This is a genomic window from Micromonospora sp. CPM1 (genome assembly GCF_023896895.1).
Classification (GTDB): domain Bacteria; phylum Actinomycetota; class Actinomycetes; order Mycobacteriales; family Micromonosporaceae; genus Micromonospora; species Micromonospora tulbaghiae.
Genome location: NZ_JAMHIU010000014.1, coordinates 15,571 through 40,677 on the forward strand (window position 1 = coordinate 15,571; position 25,107 = coordinate 40,677).

Annotated in this window: 31 protein-coding genes; 16 read left to right on the forward strand and 15 right to left on the reverse strand. The window is 73.4% G+C overall.

Going from position 1 to position 25,107, the window contains the following annotated elements; genetic code table 11:
* Positions 1 to 109: 109 nt before the first annotated feature.
* The 4 genes from M8C11_RS18225 (at position 110) to M8C11_RS18240 (ending at position 3,419) form a co-directional block, all read left to right on the forward strand.
* Entirely contained in the window at positions 110 to 1,486 is a 1,377-nt protein-coding gene (locus tag M8C11_RS18225) for an MFS transporter (protein ID WP_252451173.1), read from the forward strand.
* A 311-nt stretch (positions 1,487 to 1,797) separates the two neighbouring features.
* Positions 1,798 to 2,577, forward strand: a complete 780-nt coding sequence (locus M8C11_RS18230; RefSeq protein ID WP_121685756.1) for an SDR family oxidoreductase — start codon at positions 1,798 to 1,800, stop codon at positions 2,575 to 2,577.
* A gap of 36 nt (positions 2,578 to 2,613) precedes the next feature.
* Positions 2,614 to 2,811 carry a hypothetical protein gene (locus M8C11_RS18235; protein WP_013283252.1) on the forward strand — a complete coding sequence of 66 codons (198 nt, stop codon included), beginning with the start codon at positions 2,614 to 2,616 and terminating at the stop codon, positions 2,809 to 2,811.
* 59 nt (positions 2,812 to 2,870) lie between these two features.
* Positions 2,871 to 3,419, forward strand: a complete 549-nt coding sequence (locus M8C11_RS18240) for a YbaK/EbsC family protein (protein WP_252451610.1) — start codon at positions 2,871 to 2,873, stop codon at positions 3,417 to 3,419.
* A gap of 36 nt (positions 3,420 to 3,455) precedes the next feature.
* Here M8C11_RS18240 and M8C11_RS18245 read toward each other — a convergent pair whose 3' ends face one another.
* The 4 genes from M8C11_RS18245 to M8C11_RS18260 all read right to left on the reverse strand — a co-directional run bounded on the left by M8C11_RS18245 (position 3,456) and on the right by M8C11_RS18260 (position 6,857).
* The gene (locus M8C11_RS18245) at positions 3,456 to 4,088 is read right to left on the reverse strand and encodes a DsbA family protein (RefSeq protein ID WP_121685758.1); all 633 of its coding nucleotides are present in this window, start codon (positions 4,086 to 4,088) and stop codon (positions 3,456 to 3,458) included.
* Between the two features lie 20 nt (positions 4,089 to 4,108).
* Positions 4,109 to 4,534: a SufE family protein gene (locus M8C11_RS18250; RefSeq protein WP_013283255.1), complete on the reverse strand. Its 426-nt coding sequence runs from the start codon at positions 4,532 to 4,534 to the stop codon at positions 4,109 to 4,111.
* Between the two features lie 79 nt (positions 4,535 to 4,613).
* Positions 4,614 to 5,033 carry a CBS domain-containing protein gene (locus M8C11_RS18255; RefSeq protein ID WP_120572489.1) on the reverse strand — a complete coding sequence of 140 codons (420 nt, stop codon included), beginning with the start codon at positions 5,031 to 5,033 and terminating at the stop codon, positions 4,614 to 4,616.
* 54 nt (positions 5,034 to 5,087) lie between these two features.
* Complete coding sequence (locus M8C11_RS18260; RefSeq protein ID WP_252451189.1) at positions 5,088 to 6,857, reverse strand: proline--tRNA ligase; 1,770 nt, start codon at positions 6,855 to 6,857, stop codon at positions 5,088 to 5,090.
* A gap of 94 nt (positions 6,858 to 6,951) precedes the next feature.
* On the opposite strand from M8C11_RS18260, the gene M8C11_RS18265 reads away from it, so the two are divergent.
* The gene (locus tag M8C11_RS18265) at positions 6,952 to 7,326 is read left to right on the forward strand and encodes a VOC family protein (RefSeq protein ID WP_120572487.1); all 375 of its coding nucleotides are present in this window, start codon (positions 6,952 to 6,954) and stop codon (positions 7,324 to 7,326) included.
* Between the two features lie 24 nt (positions 7,327 to 7,350).
* Here the strand turns inward: M8C11_RS18265 and M8C11_RS18270 are convergent, their stop codons facing one another.
* Genes M8C11_RS18270 through M8C11_RS18285 form a run of 4 tightly spaced genes read right to left on the reverse strand, consistent with a single transcriptional unit; the run spans position 7,351 to position 9,648 of the window.
* A complete protein-coding gene (locus tag M8C11_RS18270; protein ID WP_121685754.1) occupies positions 7,351 to 8,115 on the reverse strand; it encodes an ABC transporter permease in 765 nt (254 codons plus the stop codon).
* Complete coding sequence (locus M8C11_RS18275) at positions 8,112 to 8,924, reverse strand: ABC transporter ATP-binding protein (RefSeq protein WP_252451200.1); 813 nt, start codon at positions 8,922 to 8,924, stop codon at positions 8,112 to 8,114. The genes M8C11_RS18270 and M8C11_RS18275 overlap by 4 nt, the downstream gene beginning before the upstream one ends.
* Positions 8,921 to 9,298: a DUF1048 domain-containing protein gene (locus M8C11_RS18280; protein ID WP_013283261.1), complete on the reverse strand. Its 378-nt coding sequence runs from the start codon at positions 9,296 to 9,298 to the stop codon at positions 8,921 to 8,923. Before M8C11_RS18280 ends, M8C11_RS18275 begins: the two co-directional genes overlap by 4 nt.
* 2 nt (positions 9,299 to 9,300) lie before the next feature.
* Positions 9,301 to 9,648, reverse strand: coding sequence for a PadR family transcriptional regulator (locus M8C11_RS18285; protein WP_013473327.1), 348 nt, complete (start codon positions 9,646 to 9,648; stop codon positions 9,301 to 9,303).
* Positions 9,649 to 9,768: 120 nt separating this feature from the next.
* On the opposite strand from M8C11_RS18285, the gene M8C11_RS18290 reads away from it, so the two are divergent.
* Entirely contained in the window at positions 9,769 to 10,536 is a 768-nt protein-coding gene (locus M8C11_RS18290) for a class I SAM-dependent methyltransferase (RefSeq protein WP_252451203.1), read from the forward strand.
* Here M8C11_RS18290 and M8C11_RS18295 read toward each other — a convergent pair.
* Both M8C11_RS18295 and M8C11_RS18300 read right to left on the reverse strand, forming a co-directional pair.
* Positions 10,511 to 10,705: a DUF397 domain-containing protein gene (locus M8C11_RS18295; protein WP_252451206.1), complete on the reverse strand. Its 195-nt coding sequence runs from the start codon at positions 10,703 to 10,705 to the stop codon at positions 10,511 to 10,513. The genes M8C11_RS18290 and M8C11_RS18295 overlap by 26 nt on opposite strands.
* Entirely contained in the window at positions 10,696 to 11,499 is an 804-nt protein-coding gene (locus tag M8C11_RS18300; RefSeq protein WP_252451209.1) for a DUF5753 domain-containing protein, read from the reverse strand. Before M8C11_RS18300 ends, M8C11_RS18295 begins: the two co-directional genes overlap by 10 nt.
* A gap of 95 nt (positions 11,500 to 11,594) precedes the next feature.
* Here M8C11_RS18300 and M8C11_RS18305 point away from each other — a divergent pair, with 95 nt between their 5' ends.
* From M8C11_RS18305 to M8C11_RS18330, 6 genes are all read left to right on the forward strand, one after another.
* Complete coding sequence (locus M8C11_RS18305; protein WP_252451212.1) at positions 11,595 to 11,930, forward strand: hypothetical protein; 336 nt, start codon at positions 11,595 to 11,597, stop codon at positions 11,928 to 11,930.
* Positions 11,927 to 12,484: a putative immunity protein gene (locus M8C11_RS18310; protein WP_252451215.1), complete on the forward strand. Its 558-nt coding sequence runs from the start codon at positions 11,927 to 11,929 to the stop codon at positions 12,482 to 12,484. The genes M8C11_RS18305 and M8C11_RS18310 overlap by 4 nt, the downstream gene beginning before the upstream one ends.
* On the forward strand, positions 12,481 to 12,996 hold the full coding sequence (locus M8C11_RS18315) for a putative immunity protein (protein WP_252451218.1): 516 nt from the start codon (positions 12,481 to 12,483) through the stop codon (positions 12,994 to 12,996). Before M8C11_RS18310 ends, M8C11_RS18315 begins: the two co-directional genes overlap by 4 nt.
* Before the next feature lie 114 nt (positions 12,997 to 13,110).
* Positions 13,111 to 13,641, forward strand: coding sequence for a SigE family RNA polymerase sigma factor (locus M8C11_RS18320; RefSeq protein ID WP_252451220.1), 531 nt, complete (start codon positions 13,111 to 13,113; stop codon positions 13,639 to 13,641).
* Positions 13,638 to 14,768, forward strand: a complete 1,131-nt coding sequence (locus M8C11_RS18325; protein WP_252451223.1) for a hypothetical protein — start codon at positions 13,638 to 13,640, stop codon at positions 14,766 to 14,768. Before M8C11_RS18320 ends, M8C11_RS18325 begins: the two co-directional genes overlap by 4 nt.
* A gap of 170 nt (positions 14,769 to 14,938) precedes the next feature.
* Positions 14,939 to 15,952 carry a hypothetical protein gene (locus M8C11_RS18330; protein WP_252451225.1) on the forward strand — a complete coding sequence of 338 codons (1,014 nt, stop codon included), beginning with the start codon at positions 14,939 to 14,941 and terminating at the stop codon, positions 15,950 to 15,952.
* 51 nt (positions 15,953 to 16,003) lie between these two features.
* Here M8C11_RS18330 and M8C11_RS18335 read toward each other — a convergent pair whose 3' ends face one another.
* Together M8C11_RS18335 and M8C11_RS18340 are read right to left on the reverse strand one after the other, a co-directional pair.
* Positions 16,004 to 17,407, reverse strand: a complete 1,404-nt coding sequence (locus tag M8C11_RS18335; protein ID WP_252451234.1) for a PQQ-like beta-propeller repeat protein — start codon at positions 17,405 to 17,407, stop codon at positions 16,004 to 16,006.
* Positions 17,408 to 17,426: 19 nt separating this feature from the next.
* Positions 17,427 to 18,911 (reverse strand): hypothetical protein, encoded by a 1,485-nt coding sequence (locus M8C11_RS18340; RefSeq protein ID WP_252451236.1) that lies wholly within the window; start codon positions 18,909 to 18,911, stop codon positions 17,427 to 17,429.
* A gap of 255 nt (positions 18,912 to 19,166) precedes the next feature.
* Here M8C11_RS18340 and M8C11_RS18345 point away from each other — a divergent pair, with 255 nt between their 5' ends.
* The 3 genes from M8C11_RS18345 to M8C11_RS18355 are packed head-to-tail and all read left to right on the forward strand — an operon-like array spanning position 19,167 to position 21,329.
* Positions 19,167 to 19,937, forward strand: coding sequence for an SGNH/GDSL hydrolase family protein (locus M8C11_RS18345; protein ID WP_252451238.1), 771 nt, complete (start codon positions 19,167 to 19,169; stop codon positions 19,935 to 19,937).
* A gap of 2 nt (positions 19,938 to 19,939) precedes the next feature.
* Positions 19,940 to 20,386, forward strand: coding sequence for a hypothetical protein (locus M8C11_RS18350; protein WP_252451240.1), 447 nt, complete (start codon positions 19,940 to 19,942; stop codon positions 20,384 to 20,386).
* A gap of 40 nt (positions 20,387 to 20,426) precedes the next feature.
* On the forward strand, positions 20,427 to 21,329 hold the full coding sequence (locus M8C11_RS18355) for a sulfurtransferase (RefSeq protein ID WP_252451254.1): 903 nt from the start codon (positions 20,427 to 20,429) through the stop codon (positions 21,327 to 21,329).
* Positions 21,330 to 21,413: 84 nt separating this feature from the next.
* Here M8C11_RS18355 and M8C11_RS18360 read toward each other — a convergent pair whose 3' ends face one another.
* From M8C11_RS18360 to M8C11_RS18370, 3 genes are read right to left on the reverse strand one after another with little or no spacing between them, the layout of a single operon-like run.
* On the reverse strand, positions 21,414 to 22,607 hold the full coding sequence (locus M8C11_RS18360) for a hypothetical protein (RefSeq protein ID WP_252451257.1): 1,194 nt from the start codon (positions 22,605 to 22,607) through the stop codon (positions 21,414 to 21,416).
* A complete protein-coding gene (locus M8C11_RS18365) occupies positions 22,604 to 23,134 on the reverse strand; it encodes a SigE family RNA polymerase sigma factor (RefSeq protein WP_252451259.1) in 531 nt (176 codons plus the stop codon). The genes M8C11_RS18360 and M8C11_RS18365 overlap by 4 nt, the downstream gene beginning before the upstream one ends.
* Positions 23,135 to 23,150: 16 nt before the next feature.
* Positions 23,151 to 23,750, reverse strand: coding sequence for a TetR family transcriptional regulator (locus tag M8C11_RS18370; protein ID WP_252451262.1), 600 nt, complete (start codon positions 23,748 to 23,750; stop codon positions 23,151 to 23,153).
* A 91-nt stretch (positions 23,751 to 23,841) separates the two neighbouring features.
* Between M8C11_RS18370 and M8C11_RS18375 the strand changes: the two genes are divergently transcribed.
* Complete coding sequence (locus M8C11_RS18375; protein ID WP_252451275.1) at positions 23,842 to 24,981, forward strand: FAD-dependent monooxygenase; 1,140 nt, start codon at positions 23,842 to 23,844, stop codon at positions 24,979 to 24,981.
* Positions 24,982 to 25,107 lie beyond the last annotated feature (126 nt).

The window sequence follows — 25,107 nt, forward strand, 5'->3', positions numbered from 1 at the left end:
CGACGTCCGTTATGCCACCCCGACGACAGAAGTTTCCGGCGTTGCCGTGCGGGACGAGACGCGCGACACAGTTGACCTCAACCGGGGGTGAGGTCCGAGGCTGAACGTCATGACCAGCACCACCGCCGTACCGGCTGATCCACCCGTCGACCTGTGGTCGCCGCGCCTGCGGGCGATGACGGTGGGCAGTGTCGCCCTGGTGTCCCTGCTCGCGTTCGAGGCGCTGGCGGTGGGCACCGCCATGCCGACAGTGGCGCGCAGCCTCGACGGGCTCGGCCTGTACGCGCTGGCGTTCGGCGGCTCGTTCGCCTCCGGCGTGGTGGCGATGGTCGCGTCCGGCATCTGGTGCGACGCGCGCGGGCCACGCCCGGCCATGTGGCACGGGGTCGTCTGGTTCGTCGCCGGCCTGGTGGTGGCCGGTGCCGCCACGACGATGGAGGTGCTGGTCGTCGGGCGGGTGGTGCAGGGCTTCGGCTCCGGACTGGTCTCGGTGGCGCTCTACGTGGTCGTCGGCCAGGCGTACCCGGAGCAGTTGCGGCGTCGGATCTTCGCCGCGTTCGCTGCGGCGTGGGTGGTGCCGTCGCTCGTCGGTCCGGCGCTGGCCGGACTGATCGTGGAACACCTGGGCTGGCGGTGGGTGTTCCTGGCGGTGCCGGCGGTGGCGATCCCGGCGGCACTGCTGGTCCAGCCGGGTCTGCGGGCGCTGACCGCCACCGTGGCGACCCGGCCGCCGGCGGGCGCCCTGGCCCGGATCGGCTGGGCCTGCGGGGCGGGGGCGAGCGCCGCACTGCTGCACTACGGGGGGCAGCAGCGCGGCGTGCTCGCCGCCGCCCTGATCGCCGGGGCGCTGGCCGGGCTGCTCGTCTGCGTGCCGCACCTGCTGCCGGCCGGTTTCCTGCGCGCGGCACGGGGACTGCCGACGGTGATCGGGCTGCGCGCGCTGGCGTCGGCGGCGTTCGTGGCCGCCGAGGTGGTGATCCCGCTGATGCTGTCCCGGGAGCGTGGCTTCTCGCCCACCGGCGCCGGCCTGGTGCTGACCGTCGGTGCGCTGTCCTGGTCGGTGGGCTCGTGGATCCAGGGCCGGATCGGCTCACCCCGTTCGGCGGCGACGCTGCCCCGGGCCGGGCTGGCCTGCATCACCATCGGTACGGCGGGCGTGGCGTCGGCGCTGGTGCCCGGACTGCCGGTGCTGCCGGCCGTGTTGAGCTGGTCGGTGGCCGGGCTGGGCATGGGCCTGCTCTATCCGTCGCTGTCGGTGCTCACTCTGGAGCAGTCCGCCCCGGCCGAGCAGGGCCGCAACAGTTCCGCGCTGCAACTGGGCGACTCGCTCGCCGCCGCCACGGTGCTGGCGCTCACCGGCGCGGTCCTGGCCGCCGGTTCGTCCCCCGGCCCGGCCGGCTACGCCACCACGCTGGCCGTCGCAGCCGCCTGCGCCCTGCTCGGCCTGGTCGTGGCCGGCCGCGTGGTCCTCCGCCCCACCCCCTGACCCCACCCCCAGCGCCCCGACCGCCCTCACCCGTTCCGCCCTCCCCCCTCCCGGTTGATCAAGGAGTTTGTGTCGGATGGCGGCCCGGAATCTGACACAAACTCCTTGATCGATCGGCAGGGCGAGGGGAGCGGAGGGCCGAGAGGGCCGGATACGGGCTCGGGCCGAGTGATCCGGGCCGGGCAGGCCGTCGGGTGGCGCAGGATCGGGTGGGGGGCGTAGCGGTCGGGCGGCTGTCACGATCCGGGTCGGCGTTCCGTCCCACCGGGGAGCCGCGGTGTGGCGGCTGCGCGTGAGCGGGAGGAGTGGCGATGCGGGTGCTGGTGACCGGGGCGACCGGGCGGCTCGGGCGGGTGGCGGTGCCGCGGCTGCGGGACGAGGGCTTCACGCTCCGGGCGGCCAGTCGCCGGCCGCGTACCGGAGACGGGGTCGAGTGGGTCACCGCCGACCTGGCCACCGGCGCGGGGCTGGCGGAGGCGGTCGCCGGGGTGGACGCGGTGCTGCACCTGGCCTCGTCGCCGCAGCGGCGCACCCACGACATCGACGTGCTCGGCACCCGCCGGCTCGCCGTGGCCGCCGGTCACGCCGGGGTGCGTCACCTGGTCTTCGTGTCGATCGTCGGCGTCGACCGGGTGCCGCTCGGCTACTACCGGCACAAGCTCGCGGCCGAGCAGGTGGTGGCCGCCGGGCCGGTGCCGTGGAGCGTGCTGCGGGCGACCCAGTTCCCGGAGTTCCTGGCCGGGCTGCTGAGCGGCGCGAGCCGCCTCGGCCCGGTGATCGGGGACCGGGCGGTGCTCGCCCAGCCGGTCGACCCCGGCGAGGTGGCGGACCGGCTCGCGGTCCTGCTGCTGGCCGGACCGTCGAACCGGGTGGAGGACTTCGGCGGACCGGAGGTGCTGCGCTTCGACGAGGCGGCGCGTACCTGGCTTGCGGCCCGGCGGGTACGCCGTCCGCTGCTGCCGGTCCGGATTCCCGGCCGGCTCGGGCGGGAGCTGCGCGCGGGTGGTCTCACCACGACCGCCACGCCGACCGGCACCCGGACCTGGGCCGACTACCTCGCGGACACGTACGGGGGAACCGGCGGAAGGTGAGAACCGGTCGGGTCCGCACCGGCCTACGGTGACCGCATGCTGGTCTTCGTCGCCACAGTGGTCCTCTACGTCTTCGGCTTCGTCTTCCTCTACGGCGTGATCCGGGTCGGCGTCCGGCACGGCATCGAGGACGCCGAGGCGAACCGTCCCGAGGTGCTGCGCCGCCGACAGCTCACCACGACCGAGAGCCGGGACTTCGCGCAGGAGAACGCGTTCCTCACCAATCCCAACTGAAGGGCGCGGGCGGGGTCCGGCGGGTCGATCCGCCGGGCGGGTGCGAGGATCGCGGCATGATGGGGACGCTGAAGACGGAGCCGGCCCGGACGCGGCTCGACCTGCTGGCCCCGCCGGTCGCCGCCGTGGTGCAGGCGTGGCCGGGCGAGGCCCCGGTGGACGTGGACGACGTGCTGGTCGCCCCGATCGACGCCGACCTGGCCGACACCGCTGCCTTCTGCGAGGCGTACGAGGTGGGGCTGGAGGAGTCGGCCAACTGCGTGGTGGTCGCCGGCAAGCGCGGCGGCGAGACCCGGTACGCGGCCTGTGTCGTGCTCGCCACCACCCGCGCCGACGTGAACGGCGTGGTCCGCAAGCTGCTCGACGTGCGCAAGGCGAGCTTCGCGCCGATGGCCGAGGCGGTCGAGTTGAGCGGCATGGAGTACGGCGGGATCACGCCGATCGGCCTGCCGGCGGACTGGCCGATCCTCGTCGACTCCCGGGTGGTCGCCACGCCGCACGTGATCATCGGGTCGGGCGTACGGCACAGCAAGATCGCCCTGCCCGGGCCGGCGCTGGGTGCGCTGCCCGGGGCGAGGGTGGTGGAGGGCCTGGCCAGGCCGGCCTAGGTCCTCATCCGCATCGATCTTGTTCCACGTGAAACATCAGGCTGCCGCTTCGCGCTGCTCCACCTCGCGCAGCGCGGCGAGCAGCGTCTCCGGCTCCTGGGCGCCGGTGACCGCGTACTTCCCGGCCAGCACGAAGGTCGGCACGCTGGAGACGCCGAGCTGGTGGGCGGTGCTCAGGTCGGCGGCGACCTCCCGGCGGCCCAGGTTCGACTCCAGGTACTGCCGCGCCTCGGTCTCGTCCAGCCCGGCCTCACCGGCCAGCGTGACGAGCGCGTCGATCGAGCCGACGTCGACGCCGTCGTGGAAGTGCGCCCGGTAGAGCCGCTCGACCATCTCGGCGGAGCGCCCGTGCTCGGTGGCGAACCGCACCAGCCGGTGGGCGTCGAACGTGTTCGCGGCCACCGCGCGGTCGAACCGCAGGTCCAGGCCCGCGCCCGCGGCGACGCCCGTCACGTGCGCGGCCATGCCCTCGGCCTTGTCCCGTCCGCCGAACTTGTCGCCGAGCGCCTCCAGCAGCGGCTTCGGCTCGGTGACCGGCGTCGGGTCCAGCTGGAACGGCCGGAACCGGACCGTCACCTCGCCGTCGTACGACTCCAGGGCCTGTTCCAGCCGGCGCTTGCCGATCCAGCACCAGGGGCAGACCACGTCGGCGTAGATCTCGATGTCCATGACCAGCGACAACCCGCGGGTCAGGAGATCTGTTCCCGGACCTGCCGCTTGAGCCGGGCCAGGATGGCGGTGCCGCCGCGCACCCGCAGCGGGCTGATCGCCTGGGCCAGGCCCATCCGCTGGTAGAGGTCGTCCGGTACGGCCAGCACCTCCTCGGCGCTCGCCCCGGCCAGCCCTTCGGCGAGGATGCCGGCGAACGCCCGGGTGGTGGGCGCCTCCGGCGGGCAGTCGAAGACGGTGCTCACGGTCTTGTCCGCGTTCACCTCGGCACGCAGGAAGAACGCGGTCTGGCACTCGGGGACCTGCTCCAGCTCCTCCCGGTTCACGCCCTCGGGCAGGGGCGGGATCACGTCGGCGAACTCCAGCAGCATCTCCAGGACGACGTCGCGGGGCGCGGCGGCGAACTCGTCGACGATCTCGGCCAGCTTGGTCGGCATCTCGGGCATGGGTCGAGGCTATCCGCCGACGCGCGCCGCCACCCGGCGGTGCCGGGCGGGGCCCCGCCGCACGTGCGGGGCCCCGCCCTCACGCGTTCGGTGCGGCCTCGCTGATGTCGCTGAGCGCCGACTGGGGGTCGAGCTGCATGGCGAGGTCGCCGAGGGAGACGATGCCGACGAGCTTGCGGTCGCTGTCGCACACGAGCACCCGGCGGATGTTGCGCTCGCGCATCAGCGCCGCCGCCTCGTTCGCCGTGCAGTGCTGCTCGATCATCACCACCTCGCGGGTGATGATCGAGCCGATCGTGGTGGTGCCGGGGTCGGCGCGCTCGGCGACCGCCCGGACCACGATGTCGCGGTCGGTCAGCATGCCGGCGAGCGTGGCGCCGTCGGTCACCACCACGTCGCCGATGTCCGACTCCTTCATCACCCGGGCCGCCTCGTCCAACGGGGTCTCCGCCGAGAGGTAGACCACCTGCCTGGTCATCACGTCACTGACGCGGAACATGAGAGCCTCCGAAAGCTTCGGTCGATCCGTCTGCGGTACCCGGTGGCGCGTTCGCTACACCCCGTCGCGGCGCGTCGCGCCCACCTCGTCGCGCAGGCGCTCCACGATGGCCTCCACCGGCAGTTCGGTGCGCTCGCCGGTGGCCCGGTCGCGCAGTTCCACGTACCCCTCGGCCAGGCGGCGGCCGACCACGACGGCGCGCGGGATGCCGATCAGCTCGGCGTCGGTGAACTTCACCCCGGCCGACACGTGCGTGCGGTCGTCGACCAGCACCCGCAGGCCGCCGGCGGCGAGGCGCCCGCCGAGGTCGAGCGCCGCGTCGAGCTGCGGCCCCTTCCCGGCGGCGATCAGGTGTACGTCGCACGGCGCGACAGCGGCCGGCCAGACCAGCCCACGGTCGTCGTGGTGCTGTTCGGCCACGGCGGCGACCGCCCGGGACACACCGATGCCGTAGCAGCCCATGGTGGGCCGGACCGGCTTGCCCTGAGGGCCGAGCACGTCGACCGCGAACGCGTCGGTGTACCGGCGTCCGAGTTGGAAGATGTGCCCGACCTCGATGCCCCGCCGGATCGTCAGCTCGCCGTCGGCGCAGGCCGGGCAGGGGTCGCCGGGCCGCACCTCGGCGGCCTCGATCGTGCCGTCCGGGACGAAGTCGCGCCCGCACACCACGTCGGTGGCGTGCCGGCCCGGCTCGTTCGCCCCGGTCAGCCACGCGGTGCCGGGCACCACGCGCGGGTCGACCAGGTAGCGGATGCCGTGCTTGGCCAGGATCTGCGGCCCGATGTAACCGCGGACCAGTTCCGGGTGCGCGTCCCAGTCCTCGAAGACCGCCACCGTGGCCGGGGCCAGCACCGCCTCGACCCGCTTGAGGTCCACCTCGCGGTCGCCGGGCAGGCCGATCACCAGCGGCTCGCCCTGTTCGACGCCGGGCCGGCGGACGATGAGGACCACGTTCTTCAACGTGTCGGCGGCGGTCCAGCCGGTGCGCCCGCCCAGCTTCCGGGCGTCGGCCAGCTCGACCAGGGCGGCGATGGTCGGCGTCTCCGGGGTGTCGTGCACCTCGGCGGGCGGGTGCGCGTCCGGGTCACCGGCGGCCGGGGCGCGGGTCACCACCGCCTCGGTGTTCGCCGCGTAGTCGCAGGCGGTGCAGCCGACGAACGTGTCCTCGCCGACAGGCGTGGCGGCCAGGAACTCCTCCGACGCGGACCCACCCATCGCGCCGGACATCGCGTGGACGGTGGTGAAGTCCAGCCCGAGCCGGGTGAAGACGCGCGCGTAGGCGGCCCGGTGCCGGTCGTACGCCGCCTGGAGCCCGGCCTCGTCCAGGTCGAACGAGTAGGCGTCCTTCATCAGGAACTCGCGCCCGCGCAGCAGACCGGCCCGGGGCCGCGCCTCGTCGCGGAACTTGGTCTGGATCTGGAACAGCGTCACCGGGAAGTCCCGGTACGAGGTGAACAGGTCCTTCACGAGCAGCGCGGCCAGTTCCTCGTGGGTCGGTGCGAGCAGGTGCTCGGCGCCCTTGCGGTCGGCGAGCGTGAAGATGTCGTCCCCGTACTCGGTCCACCGCCCGCTGGTCCGGTACGGCTCGGCGGGGAGCAGCGCCGGGAAGTGCACCTCCTGGTCGCCGATCGCGGTCATCTCGTCCCGCACGATCGCGGTGATCCGGTCCAGCACGAGCTTGCCCAGCGGCAGCCAGGTGTAGCCGCCCGGCGCGGCCCGGCGGACGTAACCGGCGCGCAGCAGCAGCCGGTGGCTCGGCACCTCCGCGTCGGCCGGGTCCTCGCGCAGGGTCCGGAGCAGCAGGGTCGACATGCGCAGCAGCATTGCCGCAGCCTATGGCGCGAGCGGACGACCGGGCGATCCCTTTCCGCGCCCGTGCCGGGTGAGGTTGTCGCAGGGGCGGGGTAGGAAGGGTGGCATGGTGGATCGACCGACGTTGGAACTGAGCAGTTTCGTGCTCGACGCACCGTCCGCACAGGACCTGGCCGCGTTCTACGAGCGGCTGCTCGGCTGGTCCCGCCGCGAGGACGAGCCCGACTGGGTGGTGCTGGCCCCGCCGGCCGGCGGCACCTGGCTGGCCTTCCAGGACGAGCCGGCCTACGTGCGTCCGGTGTGGCCCGCCGGGCCCGGCGACCCGCCGATGATGACCCACCTGGACATCAAGGTCGACGACCTGGAGGCCGCCTCGGCGTACGCGGTGTCGGTGGGCGCGACGGTGGCCGACTTCCAGCCGCAGGACGACGTCCGGGTGCACCTCGACCCGGCCGGTCACCCGTTCTGCCTCTACCTGTGACGGGTGACCGGCTCCCACGGCCGGCTAGCTGACCTTGGTGCGGTAGATCGCCGTCGCGGCGGCGTAGGCGGCCAGGAGCAGGCCGGCGCACCAGGCGAGCGCGATCCAGACGTCGTTGCCGACGGGTTGCTGAGCGAAGAGCGCGCGGAGGGTGTTCACGATCGATGTCACCGGCTGGTTGTCGGCGAACCAGGCGACCGGGCCGGGCATCGAGTCGGTGGGGACGAACGCCGAGCTGATGAAGGGCAGGAAGATCAGCGGGTAGCTGAAGGCGCTCGCGCCGTCGACGGTCTTGGCGGACAGGCCCGCGATGACGGCGACCCAGGTCAGGGCGAGGGTGAACAGGATCAGGATGCCGGCTGCGGCGAGCCAGCCGACCACCGATGCGCCCGTCCGGAATCCCATGATCAGGGCGACGCCTGTGACGATCACGAGCGAGGCCAGGTTGGCGACGAGCGAGGTCAGGACATGCGCCCAGAGCACTGAGGGCCGCGGGATCGGCATCGACTGGAAGCGCTCGAAGATGCCGCCCTGCATGTCGAGGAACAGGCGGTACGCCGTGTAGGCGATGCCGGACGCGATCGTGATGAGGAGGATGCCCGGCAGCATGTAGTTGATGTACGACTCGCCGGATCCGGTGTTGATGGCTCCACCGAGCACGTACACGAAGAGCAGCATCAGCGCGACGGGGGTGACCGCCGTGGTGATGATGGTGTCCGGGCTGCGGAGGATGTGCCGCAGGGAGCGGCCGGTGAGGGTTCCGGTGTCGCTGAGGACGTGGGTGGTCATCGGGATTCCTCCCCTGCGGGCACGGCTGCCTTGTCGGCGGTCCTGGCGGTGTGGCCCACGAGGGCGAGGAAGACGTCCTCAAGGGTCGGCTGCTTCTCGACGTACTCGACCTTCGCGGTCGGGAGGAGCTGCTTCAGCTCGGCGAGAGTGCCGTTCTGGATGATCGTTCCCTCGTGCAGGATCGCGATCCGGTCGGCGAGTTGCTCGGCCTCGTCGAGGTACTGGGTGGTGAGCAGGATGGTGGTGCCGTCCTCGGCGAGCTGCCGCACGGTCCGCCAGACCTCGATGCGGGCCTGCGGGTCGAGGCCGGTGGTCGGCTCGTCGAGGAACACGACCGGCGGGTTGCCGACGAGACTCATCGCGATGTCCAGCCGCCGGCGCATGCCGCCCGAGTACGTCCCCGCCCGACGGTTCCCCGCGTCGGTGAGCGAGAAACGGTCCAGCATGTCGTCGGCGACCGCACCCGGATTCCTCAGGTGGCGGAGCTTCGCGACCAGGACCAGGTTCTCCCGGCCGGTGAGCACTTCGTCGACGGCGGCGAACTGGCCGGTCAGGCTGATCGACTTGCGTACCTCGGCGGGAGCCGAAGCGACGTCGAAGCCGTGGACGGTCGCGGTGCCGGTGTCCGCCTTGAGCAGCGTCGACAGGATCCGCACGAGCGTGGTCTTTCCGGCGCCGTTCGAGCCGAGCAGAGCGAAGATGCTCCCGGCCGTCACCTCGAAGTCGACGCCCCGCAGCACGTGCAGGTCCTTGTAGGACTTGGTGATGCCCCGAACCCGGATGGCGGGTTCGCGCGTCGCGGTGGTCATGAGTGTTCCTCCCCGCTGTTGCCGGCGGCGGCGTCGATCGCCTTCCGGAGGCGCTCGCGCTCCTTGTCCATCCACTGCCTCCCGGAGTACGCGGACACGAACGTCTCGGCGAACTCGACCGGGTCGTCGCCGACGATCGCGCGGACGGGCGTGTTGTCGGCGACCGCGCGCTCCCAGAGGTCCACGGAGTCGCCGAGCATCGCGACGAGTGTGTTCCCGTCGACGATCCCGCCCTGGTACATGAAGTACCGCTGGAGCGCCTTGGCCGCGCTGCGATGGGGTTCCGGCAGGGCCTCCATGCGGGCCATGTGCCGCTTGTACTGCTTCTTCTGGTCGAGCGATCCGACGAGCGTCTCGATCCACTTCGCGGCCATGCTCATGCTCCTTCGTCGTGCCGGTCGTCGTTGTCACGAAGGTGGTCGATGCGTTCCGCGAGGACGCTCCACGTCCGCCAGAACTCGGCGAGCTGATCCCGCCCCTTTGCGTTGATCGAATACACCTTCCGCGGGGGCCCCTTCTCGGAGGGAACCTTCTCCACGTCCACGAAACCGCGTTGCTCGACGCGGACGAGCAGCGCGTAGATGGTGCCTTCCGCGATGTCCGAGAATCCGCGGTCGCGCAGCCAGGCGGTGATCTCGTAGCCGTACGCGGATCGGCGGGCCAGGATCGCCAGGACGATGCCTTCGAGGGTGCCCTTCAGCATCTCCGTCATCTGGTTGGCCATGTCCTCGTTCCCTCGCTATTGAGCGTCGCTGAGTACCAGTAGAAAGTAACACTAGGTACCGGTAGCTAGCAACGCTTGATACCGGGGATCCCGGAGAACCGCTTCCTCTACGTTCGGCGGATGACCACCACTCCGTCGGCTCGCGCCGTGAGCCAGTACGCGACGACCACCGGCAACCTGACCGCCCGCATCGCACTGCACTCGTACGGCACGAACCCGCAGGGCTGGTTCGCCTGGCTGGGCGAGCGGCTGCCGCTGACCGGGGACGTGCTGGAGGTGGGCGCCGGCACCGGCGAGCTGTGGCGCCGGGTCGGCCGTCGCGGCCGGCTCACCCTCACCGACTTCTCACCCGCCATGTGCGCGCGGCTGCGCGAGGTGCCCGGCGCCCGGGTGCTGCGCTGCGACGCCACGTGCCTGCCGTTCCGAGCCGGCGTCGCCGACGCGGTGATCGCCAACAGCATGCTCTACCACCTGGACGACCCGGACGCCGCGCTGCGCGAGTTCGCCCGGGTGCTGCGTCCCGGCGGGCGGCTGGCCGTCGCCGTGAACGGCCGCGACCACCTGGCCGAGCTGAACACGCTCGGCCCGGTGATCGGGCGGCCCGACCTGGCCGTCCGGTTCCACGACCGGAACGACGTGACCGCCGAGGCGACACCGGCCCGGGTCGCCGCCCACTTCGACGACGTGACGGTCGAGCGCTACCCGGACGAGCTGGTGGTGCCCGCCGCGGAGCCGGTCCTGGCGTACGTCGCCAGCATGATCGGGCCGCTCATCGCCGCGCAGGAGGCGGCCGCCCGCGCCGCGATCCAGGCCCGCATCGACGCCGAAGGCGCCTTCCGGGTACGCAAGCACACGGTGCTGATCAGCGCGGCGCGCGGCTCCCGCTGACCCGGACGAAGGCACGCCAGGCGTCGGGCGTGAAGGTGAGCACGGGTCCGGCCGGGTTCTTGCTGTCCCGCACCCCGACCACACCGGCCAGATTGTCCGCCACCTCGACACAGTCGCCCTGGGTGCCGCTGCGGCTGGACTTCCGCCAGATCGCTCCGGTCAGCTCCACGAGGTCATCACGTCCTTCATCAGCTCGACCGACTGTCGGCGCGGTAGTGCCTCGCTGCGGACACTCTCCCATCTGGACAGCAGGATAGCCACGTCCTCGTCCTTGTCGACCACGACGCCGCCGAGTTGGTTCTCCAGGTGGCCGACCCAGCCGCCGTCTGTTCCCCGGGCCAGCGCGAACGGTCCGACCAGGCCGACGTGCATGGTGACCGAGGCCGGCACGATGTGGATGTCGACGTGTGGGCGCTCGGCGCACTCGACCAGGTGCGCGATCTGCTCGGCCATGAGCCCGCGGTAGCCCTCGTCGGCGCCGCGCAGGACGGACTCCTCGATGACGGCGATGTACTTCGGGCGACCCGGGTCGGACAGGATGGACTGCCGGTCCAGCCACACCCCGAGCCGCCGTTCCACCTCGTCATCCGTGATCAGATCGTCCGTGCGGATCATCGCCCGGGCGTAGTTCTCGGTCTGGAGCAGTCCGGGCACCAGGGTCGGTTGGTAGGTGCGCAACTGCTGCGCCTGGCGTTCGGCTTCGAGCCAGGGGCGGAACCAGCTCGGCTGGCCGTCGCGCTCGGCGAGCTTGAGCAGCGACATCAACAGCCCGCCGGTGCCGAGCACCTCGTCGGCCCGGGCGAGGAAGAACCGGTCGAGCGGCCGGTGGCCCAGCTCGACCGCCGACACCTGGGAGCCGGAGAAGTGCACGAGCCTCCCGAACTCCTCCTGGCTCAGCTCGGCCCGCAGCCGCAGTCGCCGCAGTTGCGCGCGGATCAGCTCGGCGGTCGGCTCGTTCTCCACACGCCCTCCTCAGTTCGCCGCCGGTCTCCCGGCCTCTCCCCGGACCGGCCGCGACGGCTTCCGAGCGTAGTGGTGTCGTCAGCAGACTGTCACGCATGAACCTTCCCGTACCGCGGCTCGGGCCGTACCCCGATCGGCCCCGCCCCTACCCGCCGGACCACCCGGCCCACCTGCCGATCCGGCCGCTCTGGCTCTGCCGCGCCTGCGGCGGACCGTGGCCCTGCGCGCAGGCCCGCCTGCTGCTCAAGGTCGAGTACGCGGACCACCCCGTCGACCTGGCGGTCTACCTGTCCGGGCTCTACCACGAGGCCACCCACGACCTGTTCCGCCTCAATCCACACGACGGGCCGACCCCGCGCGAGCTGTTCGAGAGGTTCGTCGGCTGGGGCCCGTACCGGCGGAGCATCACCGATACGATGCCCGCGACATGACAGCGCCCGGGGACTTCGACCTGACGACGGACGAGCTGCGCGAGGTGGCGCGGTACGCGGTCCGGCACGCGGAGGACGTCCTCCCGGTCTACGAGCGGGCGGTTCCCGGTGACCCGCGTCCCCGTGCGGCCGTCGACGCGGCCTGGACGTTCGTGCGCGGGGCCGCCCGGACGAAGCTCCAGCGGGTCACGTCCCTCGACGCGCACCGGGCCGCCCGGTCCGCGCCCACCGAGTCCGCGCGCCTCGCCGCCCGGGCCGCCGGTGACGCCGCCGCGGCCGCGTACCTGCACCCGATCGCGAAGGCCACCCAGGTCGGCCACATCCTGCGGGCCGCCGCCAACGCCGCGCGCGTCGCCGAACTGGAGGCGGGCGGCGACGAGACCGCCGGCGAGGCGCTGCTGGAACGATCCCGGCGGCTCGCCACGCCCGTGCTCGTCGACGTGCTCCGCCGCTACCCGCCGGTGACCGGCGGCGGCAGCCGGGTCGCCCGGCTGATGAGCAGCCTCGACCACGACCTGCGCCGGGGTGACGCCGGGGCGGAGGTCGCGCCGTGATCCTGCCGAAGATCCGCGATCCCCGGTTCACCACGATCCGCCGGGGCGGCACGCTCACCGACGAGCACCACCACCTGCTGGCGCTCTGGGCGGCCACGTGCGCCGAGCACGTCCTCGGGCTGTTCGAGGCGGTCCGGCCGGACGATCCGCGTCCGCGCGAGGCGATCGAGCACGCCCGGGCCTGGGTGCGGGGCGAGGTCAGGATGATGCAGGCGCGCGCGGCCGGTGGGCACGCCATGGGCGCGGCCCGGGACCTGCGCGGGGCGGCACGCAACGCCGCGTACGCCGCCGGTCAGGCCGCCGTCGTGGCGCACGTGGCCGCCCACGAACTCGGCGCCGCCGCGTACGCGATCAAGGCCGTACGCGCGGCGGCGCCCGCCGGTCTCGGCGAGGCGGCCGGGCGCGACGAGTGCCGATGGCAGCGCGACCAGCTCCCGGCGGAGATCCGCGACCTGGTCCTGGACGACCAGCGTCTGCGCAACGACATCTGCTGGTCTGCCTTCGACTGCTGACGCCGGCGGTGCCGGTCGAGAAAGAGTCACCGGCGGCGGCAACCATGGCGTGGACAACTGGCGTCTCGGAAGGCATCACGCTGATGCACCACCTGACCCCAAGGACCGGCTCGTGTGGACCCTCTCCTGAATGAGTTCGACCTGTTCGTCCGAACTCGCACCCCCGCGTTACTGCGATCCGCCTACCTGCTGACCGGCGACCAGCACCTGGCCGAGGATCTCGTCCAGTCCGCGCTCGCCCGTACCCACCGTGCCTGGAACCGGTTGCACGAGACCGGCAACGCGGAGGCGTACACCCGGAAGATCATGTACCACCTGCAGGTCTCCTGGTGGCGGCGCCGCCGGGTGGCCGAGTCGATGCCGGGCGACATGCCCGAGCCGCGCGGAGGCGACTCGACCCCCGACCACGCCCAGCAGACCACGTTCCGGCTGACCCTCCGGTCCGCGCTGGCCCGGTTGTCCGCCAAGCAACGGGCCGTGCTGGTCCTGCGGTTCTTCGAGGACCGCACCGAATCCGAGGCCGCCGAACTGCTCGGCGTGACCGTCGGCACCGTCAAGAGCCAGACCTCCAAGGCGCTGGCGAAGCTGCGCAGCGTGGCCCCGGAGCTCGCCGAGCTGTACGTCACGGAAGGAACCGCCCGATGAACCAGGACCGACTGCGTTTCGACCTGGCCGACCTGGCCGAGGAGGTCACCCCGGTCGACCTGCGTGACCGGGCGCTGCGTACCTCGCGGCGGCTCGGCATCCAGCGGGCCGTCGCCACCTCCGCCGCCGCGCTCGTGGTGCTGGCCGCCGCGACCGGGACGGCACTGGCGATCCGGCCGAACAGTCAGGCGCCCGCACCGGCCGGCCCGTCGGTCACAGTCACCGCCCCGCCGGTCGAGCCGTCCCGTACGCCCTCCACCGACCCGTCCCGCACGTCGTCCGCCGACGCGAGCACCGCCACGGGTCAGGCGCAGTCGGCGCTGACCGGCACCCGCTACTACCTGGAGCAGACGTCCACCCGATCGCGGATCCACGAGGTCCGTGGCACCCGGGACCGGGTCGTCCACGAGGTCGTCCACGAGGCTGACTCTCGCTGCGAGGCCAACAGCGTCAGCATCTCCCCGGACGGCAAGCGGGTGGTGTGGGTGCAGGACAGCACCGACAACGCGAACGGGGTGCTGCTGATCGCCGACATCGGAGACGAGGGGGCGACGACCCTGGCCGAGGGGATCAGTTGCCTCGGTGCCCGGCCGCTGCGGTGGAAGGGCGACGGCCTGCTGATGGTCCAGCGGAAGAACCGCCAGTCCGTGCTCTACGACGTGGCGGCCAACAAGCAGGTCGTCGGCGACCCGGGCCAGGAGACCAAACGGTGCTGGTCCGCCGACGGCACCTGGCTGGCCGCCGAGTCGGACGGCAAGCCCTACGTCTCGGACACCACCGATCTGCGGCAGTACACCTACACCCCGCCCCAGCAGGAGGCCGCGAAGTGGGGCGGCTGGGAGGCCCGCAGCGTGTCCAGTGACGGCCGCTACGTCGCCGTGGGCTGGATCGGCAGCGACCCGTCCCGCCAGGACGGCAGCTTCGCGGTGGTCGACACCAGGACCAGCAAGGTGGTCGACCTGCCCGGCGCGGGCGAGGTGCGCAGCATCCTGTTCAGCGCCGACGGCACAGTGCTGCTGCGGCGCGGTACCGGCATCACGGTCCTCGACCGTGAGTTCAAGCCACTCGGCACGGTGACCGAGCCGGCCCCGACCCGGAACCGGGCACTGCTGGCGTACGTGCCCTGAGCCGCCTCGGACTCACCTCACAGGCCCCTGGCGCTTCGCGCGCCGGGGGCCTGTCCGCGTCCGCCCACCCGGGCCGAAGTTCTTTCGATCAGGCGGCAACCATGCAGATCGAAACCGACGTCTGGGAGTGCATCAGAGACGCGCACCAACCAACCCCCGAGGATCGAATCGTGAACGTCATCGTCACCAGCGCCCGCGGACTACGTACCGTCGCCGCCCTCGCCGCCGCCGCGTTCGTCGCCGTGGGCGTGAGCGCCTGCGGCGACGGCGGGTCCACGCCGTCCGCCCCCGCAGCCGGGCAGTCGTCCGCCGCCGCACCGTCGTCCGCCGCCCCGAGCCCGTCGGACGCCTCCACCGCCGCACTGCCCGGCACCCGGTACTACCTGTCGTTCGGCGAGCAGGCCGCGGAGGTGCACGTCGTCAAGGGCGGTACCGACCGGGTGAGCGCCAGCGTCCCGTACGGCGGCGGCGACTGCGTCCGGAACACCATCACCATCTCGCCGTACGGCGAGCGGCTGGCCTGGGTGGAGGGAGCGGCCGGAGCGGAGGCCGGCAAGCTCGTGACCACCCGGATCGACGGCAGCGACCGGGCCACCATCGCGGCGGAGCCGCCCTTCTCCGGCAAGGCGCCCTGCGACGGCGGCGACCCGCTCGTGTGGAACACCAACGACCGGGTGCTGGTGCAGCAGGACGGCCACATGGCGCTCATCGACCTGAGCAGCCGCAAGCCCGCCGACGGCGACGCCGGCAACGAGACTCTGAAGTGGTGGACGCCGGACGGCCGCAACTGGGCCGCCGTCTCCGAGGGCCGGCCGTACGCGACGACCGACCCGAAGGTGACGTTCTACCGCTACACGCCGCCGGCGGCCCAGGCGGCCCGCTACGACGGCTGGCGGGTCCGCAGCGTCTCGGCGGACGGCCGGTACGTGGCTGTCGGCTGGATCAACAAGGACGAGACCCGCAACGACGGGAGCTTCGCGGTGGTCGACACCAGGACCAGCAAGGTGGTCGACCTGCCCGGCACGGGCGAGGTACGGAGCATCCTGTTCAGCACCGACGGCACGGTGCTGGTCCGGCGCGACAACGGCATCAGCGTGCTGGACAAGCGTTTCCAGCCGGTCGGGACGGTGACCGAGCCGGCCGGGCTGAGCGGGGCGCCGCTGCTGGCTTACGTGCCTGCCTAACGAAAGGCGACGCGGGGCGGGTCACCGACGGGTGGCCCGCCCCGCGTCGTTTCAGCGCAGGACGGTGATCGCCGCGTCCGCGGTGACGTGCTTCCACGGCACCAGCACCACTGTGCCGTCGCGCTCCAGCACCTTCGCGTCGCTGCCCTCGGTGCCGGCCGACAGCGGCGCCTCGGCCAGCACGCTCACCGCGCCGGTGGCCGGGTCGATGCGGACCAGCCGCGGGGCGAGATCCCGCCGGTCGCCCACCTCCCACGCCAGCACGCCCTGCCCGTCGAGGCGGACGAGTTCCACCTCGCCGTCGGTGTGCCCGGCCGACACCCAGCGCCGCTTGCCGGTGGCCAGGTCGATCGCCACCACCTGGTTGGCCTGGCGCATCTTGCCGCCGGCGTTCGTCGCCTCGGTGGGCAGGTAGAGCGTGTCCGCGTCGGCCAGGTACGGCCGGATCTCCGGCCCGCTGACCGTGTTGGAGCGGTTGATCGGAAGGTCGCTGAACCGCGTACCGTCGACGGGGTTGCCGAACGTGGCCCGCGCCTTGCCGGCGGCGTCGCGCGCGACGAACGTCTCGCCGGCCAGGCCGGGCAGGCTGACCAGCGGGTCGACGCTCAGCACCCCGGCGCTCTGCTGCGCGGCGGGCAGTCTCTGCTGCCAGCGCGGCTTGCCGGTGGCCGGGTCCAGGCCGAGCAGCGCGCCCTGGTCGCCGTCACAGCGCGCGGTGACCACCGCCTGCGTCCCGGCGGCCTGCGCCTGGGTCAGACGGCAGTCGCGACCGGGCAGCAGCCGGTCGGCGTCGGTCTGCCACAGCCGCTTGCCGTCGGCCAGGGAGTAGCCGAGAACGCTCTCGCCGCTGCGCACGACCACCTGCCCGGCGGCCACGGACAGGTCCGGGGCGACGATCTCGGACCGGCCCGTCCGGCGTTCGACAGGGAACGTGGCCCGCCACGTCTGCGTACCGCCGGCCGCGTCGAAACCGACGAGCGTGTCGCAGGAGTCGGCGGAACCGAGCGCCACCACACCCCGCCCCTCGGCCAGCGTCTGGGCGGCCGCGCACAGCGAGGACGCCTGCGGCGCGGGCACGCCCCACGCCTGGGCGCCGTCGCCGAGCCGGTAGGCGATGATCCCGTCCGGCTGGGCCCGGACCACGGCGTCACCGACCAGCCAGGCGCCGAACATGTCCTGCCCGTCGTACGTCTTCAGCCCGTTGCGCTGCCGCTCCGGGAAGTCCAGCACCCACGCGGTGCGCAGCTTCTTCCCGTCGTCGTCCCCGCCGCCGACCAGCCGGGACACGCCGTAGGCGGTGCCGCCCGCGACCGCGAGCACCGCCACCAGGCCACCGGCGACGAGCAACGCCACGCGCCCGCGCCGCTTCGGCGCCGACGGCGGCGCACCGGCCGGACCCGGCCGGCCCACCGGCGGGTACGCGGGCGCCGGGTACTGCTGGTGCTGATAGGTCATCGGTCGTCTCCCGTTTCCGTCAGCCGTCCAGTTCGCGGACGTAGTCGGCCCAGCCGGCCCGGAACTCGTCGAGCGACACGCCGAGCACGTCCCGGGCGGCGCGGTCGGTCGGGGTGCCGGCGTAGACCGCCTCGACGAAGCGGAACAGCTTCGGCTCGCCGTGCTTCTCGGCGAGGTGGTTCATCGCGGTGTGCCCGAGCCAGTAGTGGAAGGTCAGCATCCCGGGGTTGTCCCAGTCGCTGTTGCCGGGCAGCGCGCCGTTCCAGCCGTTGCGGACCATCTGCCGGGACGGCGCGGTGCGGTCGCTGGCGGCCAGCGGGCGGCCGTGGAAGGCGATGTACTCGGCGAAGCCCTCCACCACCCACTCGTCGAGCTTGCTGAACTCGTCCACGGCGGCCAGGTCGGTGCGGAGTGTCATCAGGGAGTGCGCGATCTCGTGCCGCAACACCATGTGGGCGTCGTTGTCGCCGCCGGAGCGGGTGAAGTAACGATCGCTGGTGTCCACCACGATGCGGGTGCCGCCGATCGTGTCCTTGCCGTCCTTGCGTTCGGCGGCGACCATGCCCACCGAGTAGCCCGCCTCGGTGGCCTTTTCGGTGCCGATCCGGTAGAGCGAGGTCATCTCGTCCTTGCCGTCGGCGAGCGTGACGACGAACTTGTCCGACAGCGGCTCGGGCGGCGCGTTGGCCCGCCACACGGCCAGGTTGCTTGTCACCGCCTTGTCGACGGCCGGGGCGTACCGCCTCGCCACTGCCGCCCGGGCCGCGTCGGTGATGATCAGGGCGAACGGGGTCCGCTCGACGTGGATCTCCTGCCACTTGTCCCACGGCCCGGGGTAGTAGACGGTCTTCGAGTCGCCGTTGCCGCCGGCCGGCGCGCCGGTCACCGCGGTGACCTGGATGGGCGCGTCCTTGCCGGCGCGGACGATCGTCCAGCGGTACCACTCGGCGACCGGTGCCAGGTCGAAGCCGTCCAGCTGGTGCACGAAGGAGACGTCGAGCTGGAACGTGATGCCCTGCCCGAAGGTGTCGCTCACGCGGCCCTGCTTCTCGATCATCTCGTAGCGGGCCACCGACAGCGGCAGCTTCGCCAGGTTGCGGAACAGCTGGGCCTGCCCGGTGACCAGCTCCTTACGGGCCGGGTCGAACGCGGCCAGGTAGCCGTCCAGGTCCTTCGCCGCCAGCGCCGTGCTGTGCCGGTCGAGCAGGGCGGTCAGCTCGGCGTCCGTGACGGTGACGCCGTTCGCGCCGGCTGCCGCCTTCGGCGCCGGGCCGTCCTCGTCGTCGCCGCGCATGCCCAGCCCGACGCCGACCGCCGTGCCGGCGCAGACCGCCAGCGCGAGCGCGCCCGCAGCGAGCCCGATCCAGAGCCCACGGCGGGACTTCGGTGCCGGGGGCGGCGGCCCCCACGGCCCCGGCTGCGCGGGCGGCGGTGCCGCGCGGTACCGGGGGTCGGCGTTGCCGGGCGGTGGCCAGCCCGCCGCCGGTGGGTGCCCCTGCGTCATGTGGTTCCTCGCTCGTGCCGGGTGCGGGACCGGCCGGACGGTTCTCGCGCAGCCGGATGACGGCAGACATCATCCCCGGTCCGGGCGACGGATTCTGCCCCGCCGGACGTGTCGGACGGATTTGTCCCGCCGGGTGGCGCTCGTGAACAGGACGTCGAGACATCCGCCACGTCCGGCGTCCAGGGCCAGCGGGACCGGCCCGCGCGGTGACAGACTGTGCGACGCACTTCTGCCGGGACGTCTGAGGGAGGCGCCGTGCGCTGGCGCAGCTACGTGGCGGTGGGCGACAGCTTCACCGAGGGCATGGACGACGCATATCCGGACGGCAGCTACCGGGGCTGGGCCGATCTGGTCGCCACCCGCCTCGCCGCCGAGGCCGGTCCCGACTTCGGGTACGCCAATCTGGCCATCCGGGGCCGGCTGTTCCCGAACGTGGTGGCCGAGCAGGTGCCCGCCGCGCTGGCCATGAAGCCCGACCTGATCAGCTTCGCGGCCGGCGGCAACGACGTGCTGCGCCGCAGCTTCGACCCGGACGCGTTCGTCCCCCGCTTCGACGCGGTCGTGCAGCGGCTGCGGTCCGGCGGCAGCGACGTGGTGCTGTTCCGGTTCGCCGACGTGATGTCCCGGCTGCCCGGCCAGCGCATGATGGCCCCGCGCGTGGCGCTGCTCAACCGGGTGGTCGGCGAGGTGGCCGAGCGGCACGGCGCGATCCTGGTCGACCTGTACGCCGACGACACCTACCTCAACCCGTTGCTCTGGAGCACCGACCGGATTCACCTGTCCGCGGAGGGCCACCGCCGGGTCGCCGCGCAGGTGCTCACCGCGCTCGGCGTCGGCTGCGAGGAGGAGTGGCTGCTGGTGCCGCCGCACCCGGCGCCCAGCCCGTGGCTCGCCGCGCGCGCCGCCGACCTGCGGTGGGCCGGCAAGCATCTGGCGCCGTGGATCAAGCGCCGGCTGACCGGGCGGTCCTCCGGCGACTTCATCACCGCGAAACGGCCGGTGCTCGGGCCGGTCGAGGCCGACTGAGCGTGCGTACGGTCCACGCCGCCGACCTGCTGCGGCTGACCGTCGACGACCCGCCCCGCGCCGGGCTGGCGGTCGTGGTCGCCGGTGACCGGGTCGAGGCGATCGTGCCGGCGGCCGAGCTGTCCGGCGCGTACCCCGGAGTGCGGGTGCGGCGGTGGGCCGGCACGGTCGGGCCGGCGCTCGTGCACGACGGCCCGCTGCCCCCGGCGCCCACGCCCCGCGAGCGGGTGCACGCGCTGTTCCGGCTCGGCGCCGCCGCGGTGCTCGACGACCATGTCACCGATCCCGCACTGCGGTCCGCCGCGGCCCGTAACGACGTGGCGGTGCTGCCGGTCGTCCGGCCGCCCGCGCTGGTGGCCGGCGGGCGGGCCGACCTCGCCGTGTTCGGCCCGGACGGCTCCTGCCTGGCCACCGTGGTCGCGGGCCGGCTGGTGCACCGCCGCGCCTGACCGGCACCGCACTCCGCCGATCCGGCGTACCTTGGGGATCATGCCTGTGCCGAGCGATCCGCATCCCCACCTCCAGTCGTACGCCGACCCGCAGCGCCTCGTCACCACCGAGTGGCTGGCCGAGCACCTGGGCGACGAAGGGCTCGTGGTGGTCGAGTCCGACGAGGACGTGCTCCTCTACGACACCGGCCACATCCCCGGCGCCGTCAAGGTCGACTGGCACACCGAACTCAACGACCAGGTCACCCGCGACTACCTGGACGCCGCGAGCTTCGCCGAGCTGTGCGCGGCCAAGGGAATCGGGCGGGACGACACGGTCGTCTTCTACGGCGACAACTTCAACTGGTGGGCCGCGTACGCCCTCTGGGTCTTCTCCCTCTTCGGTCACGCGGACGTGCGGCTGCTCGACGGCGGCCGGCAGAAGTGGATCGCCGAGGGGCGGGAGCTGACCCGGGACAAGGTGAGCCGGCCCCGCGCCTCGTACCCGGTGCCGGAGCGCAACGACGCGCCGATCCGCGCGTACCGGGAACAGGTCATGGCGCACGTGGCGTCCGGCCGGCCGCTCGTGGACGTGCGGTCGCCCGGCGAGTACACCGGCGAGATGCTGCACATGCCGGACTACCCGCAGGAGGGCGCGCTGCGCGGCGGGCACATCCCGGGCGCGGTGAGCAAGCCGTGGAAGTCCGCCGCGAACGACGACGGGACGTTCAAGTCCGCCGACGAGCTGCGCGCCATCTACGCCGACCAGCTCGGGCTGAGCCCGTCCGACGACGTGGTGGCGTACTGCCGGATCGGTGAGCGGTCCAGCCACACCTGGTTCGTGCTGCACCACCTGCTCGGGTTCCCGCAGGTGCGCAACTACGACGGCTCGTGGACCGAGTGGGGCAACCTGGTCCGGGCGCCCGTCGTGAAGGGCGACCAGCCCGGCGGCCTGACCCGCTGACGTCCCGGCCGGTCCCGCCGTCACCGCGCGGCGGGACCGGCCGCGTTCCGCTCGGCTCCGCTCGGCGGGACCGGCCGGGACCGGTCAGCCGGCGGCGATCGACAGGCGCCCGGGGACGTCGCTCGCCACCCAGTCGACAGCGCCGGTCTCCGGCCGCCACCGGGCCAGCCCGGCGTCGTAGCGGAGCAGCAACGCGCCGTCGGCGGTCCAGCCGTACACCTCGCAGCACCCCTTCGCCCGGTCCTCGCGGCCCAGGTCGAGCAGGCGGGTAACCGCCCCGGTACGGGCGTCGAGCACCGCCACGCCCTCGGCTCCGATCATCGTGCCGGCGGCGCCCGCGGTGGTGGTCCACCCGGCCTGGCCGATCCGGTCGCCGCGCTGCCAGCCCCGCCCGTAGACCTCGTTCACCTGGTAACCGGGGGGAAGCTCCCCGGTGGTCACCGGCCGCCGCTCCGGCGCGCCACCGGAGGCGGGGAACCGGCGTACGGCCAGGCCGCCGTCCCCGGACCAGCCGCCGACAGTGAACAGGTCGCCGGACCGAGCCGGCTCGGGCACGACGAGCGTCCAGGGGTCGACCGGGAGCTTCCGTGCCGATCCGGTGCGCCGGTCCAGCTCGTACGCGGTGTCGTTGTCGCCGACCACCAGCCGGTCCCCGGCCCAGACCACGTGCTCCAGGTAGCCGGTGAGCGGGTAGCGGCGGACCGCTCCGTCGGTCAGGCCGACCACGACGACCTCGCCGGTCTGCGCGAACGCGGCGGTCCGGCCGTCCGGCGACAGGCTGCCCGGCTTGAGCGGAGCGGCCTCGTTGCCCCCGGCGTCGCGGGTGGGTGCGAGCGTCACCACGTCGAGTTCCCGGACCATGCCGTCGTCACCCAGCACCCGGACCGGGCCGGCCTCGCCGGTCTCCGGGTCGATCGGCTGGTAGAGGGCCAGCGCCCGGCGCACCGGGCGGTCGGACAGGCCGTAGGCGACCCGGTCGCCGAGCCGGCCCAGCGGGTCGCCCGCCTGTCCGAGCCGGTCCGGGGGCCGCTGCACCACCGGCGCGCTCGGCAGCGAGGTCACAGTCGGGCGGGCCGGTGCGGCGGGGGGCGGGCCGGAGCGGTGCAGCAGTGCCGTCGTACCGCCGCCGAGCAGGACCACGGCGACGGCCGCGGCGCCGGCGGCCCGGCGGGCGCGGCGGACCCGCCCGGCCCGGTCCCATCCCGTCTCGGCCGGCCGGGTCGGCCGGATCTCCTCGGCGGCCCGGGTCAGCAGCCGGGTCAGCTCGGGCTCGTTCACGGGTTCGCCTCCATCCCGGTCACCAGGTCGTCTCCGGACGTGCCGGGGGCGGGTACGACGTCGCGCAGCCGGCGCAACGCGTCGTGGCACTGGCTCTTGACGGTGCCGACGGTGACGCCGAGCGCCTCGGCGGTGGCGACCTCGGTCAGGTCCTCGAAGTAGCGCAGCACCACGACGGCCCGCTGGCGTGGCGGCAACCGGTCCAGCGCCGCGCGCACGGTGAGCCGCAGCGCGGCGTCGGCGTCGGCGCCCGGCCGGTCCGGCGGGTACGCGCTGAGCCACTCCCGCCGCCGGCGTCGCCACCAGGAGACGGCGTCGCGGTAGAGGATGGCGCGCACGTACGCGGCCGGGTCGCCGTCGCGCACCGACGACCAGCGCAGCGCCAGCTTGAGCAGCGCGTCCTGGAGCAGGTCCTCGGCCTGGTGGCGGTTCCCGCAGATCAGGTACGCGGCGCGCAGCAGCCGGTGCTGGTGCGCCTCGACGAAGGCGAGGTAGTCCGCCCGCCCGTCGTCCGCGTCGCGCCCCATCCGGCTCCTCCCTCCGTCACCCGCCAGACGCGCGGGACGGGGGCAAAGGTTGGGTCAGGTAGCGCTGAATCGTCGGGCCGACCCAGGCGGCCAGTTCCTCCGGGTCGAGGTCCACCACCGGTGGCAGCCGGACGACGTACCGGGTGAGCGCGAGACCGAGGATCTGGCTGGCCACCAGGCCGGCCCGGCGGGCGGCGGTCGCCGGGTCGGCAACGCAACGGGCCACCGCTGTGGCGAGCTGGCCGGCGAAGACGCCGCGCATCCGTTCGGCCGCGCCGGGGTTGGTGGCGGCGGCCCGGAGCAGGGCGACGAGTGTCCCGTCCGCCTCCCAGCGGCGCACGAAGTGCCGGGTCAGTGTCTCGCCGAGCCGGTCCGGCGGCACCTCGGCCAGGTCGGGCAGGCGCAGGTCGAACTCGGCCGCCGCGGCGAAGAGTCCCTCCTTGCTGCCGTAGTAGCGCATCACCATCGAGGGGTCGATGCGGGCGTCGGCGGCGATGGCCCGGATGGTGGCCCGGTCGTAGCCGTCGGTGGCGAAGCGTTCCCGGGCGGCGCGCAGGATGGCCGCCCGGGTGGCGTCCGAGCGGCGGGTGCGGGTGGCGGGTTCGGTCACGTCCACGACTGTATGCCAACACGTGTTGACATCGGCTCTACAGTGAAGCCAACAAGCGTTGGCAAACAGTTGTTGACCCGAGCCCGGAGGTGGAACGATGCTGCCCGAACGCACTGACGTCCTCGTGGTGGGAGCCGGGCCGACCGGCCTGGCCGTGGCGGTGACGCTGGCCGGGCACGGCGTGACCGCGACAGTCGTCGACCGGCTCGCCGAGCCGCCGGTCACCTCGCGCGCCGCGGTCGTGCACGCCGGCACCCTGGAGGTGCTGGACCGGATCGGGGTCGCCGCGCCGTTGGCCGCCCGAGGGCTGCGCTCGGCCCGGTTCAGCGTCCGCGACCGGGACCGGGTGCTGGTCACCGTCCCCTTCGACCGGTTGCCGTCGCGCTACCCGTACGCGCTGCTGATCTCGCAGGCCGAGACCGAGGCGGTGCTCGCCGACCGGCTCGCCGCGCTCGGCGGGCGCGTGCTGCGGCCGTACGAGATGACCGGGCTGGACCTCGACGGCGACGGCGCCGTCGCGCGCTTCGACGGCGGCCGCGCGGTCCGGGCGCGCTGGGTCGTCGGTGCGGACGGGATGCACAGCCGGGTCCGCGAACTCGCCGGCATCGGCTTCGGCGGCCCGGCCGACCCCGGGGAGTCGTTCCTGCTCGCCGACGTCCACGTGGACAGCACGCTCCCGCGCGACCAGGTGAGCCTCTTCCTGTCCCGGCAGGGCCCACTGATCTGGGCGCCGCTGCCCGACGGCACGGTCCGGCTGGTCGCCACAGTGGACGCCGCGCCGCGCGACCCGCAGGCGCACCACTTCCAGGCGCTGCTCGACGAGCGCGGGCCGGCGCGCCGGCCGGACCGGGTCACCGGCATGGCGTGGTCGTCACGGTTCCGCATCCACCACCGGATCGCGAGCACGTACCGCTCCGGCCCGGTGCTGCTCGCCGGGGACGCGGCGCACGTGCACAGCCCCGCCGGTGGGCAGGGGATGAACCTCGGCCTGCGGGACGCGGTCGCCCTCGGCGACGCGCTCGCCGCCGGGCCGCAGGCCCTCGACGGGTACGCCGCCGACCGCCGCCCCCTCGCCGAGGAGGTGCTCGGCTTCGCCGCCGGGCTGACCCGGCTCGCCGCCGCCCCACCGCCACTCCGCCCGCTACGCAACCTGCTGCTCCGGCTCGTCTCCGCACTGCCCCCGGCCCGGCACCGCATCGCCACTCGCCTCGCGGGCTTCGAACCACCGCCTCGCTGATCTCGCAGTTGCGGCCCTTGAGGTGTCCATTTCGTGCGTGTGCGCCCGGGCGGAAGGCGCAAGATCGGCGGGGGGCGTGGGCGGGAGGGGAGGGGTGAAACGGGACGGACACTGTCGGCGCTGACC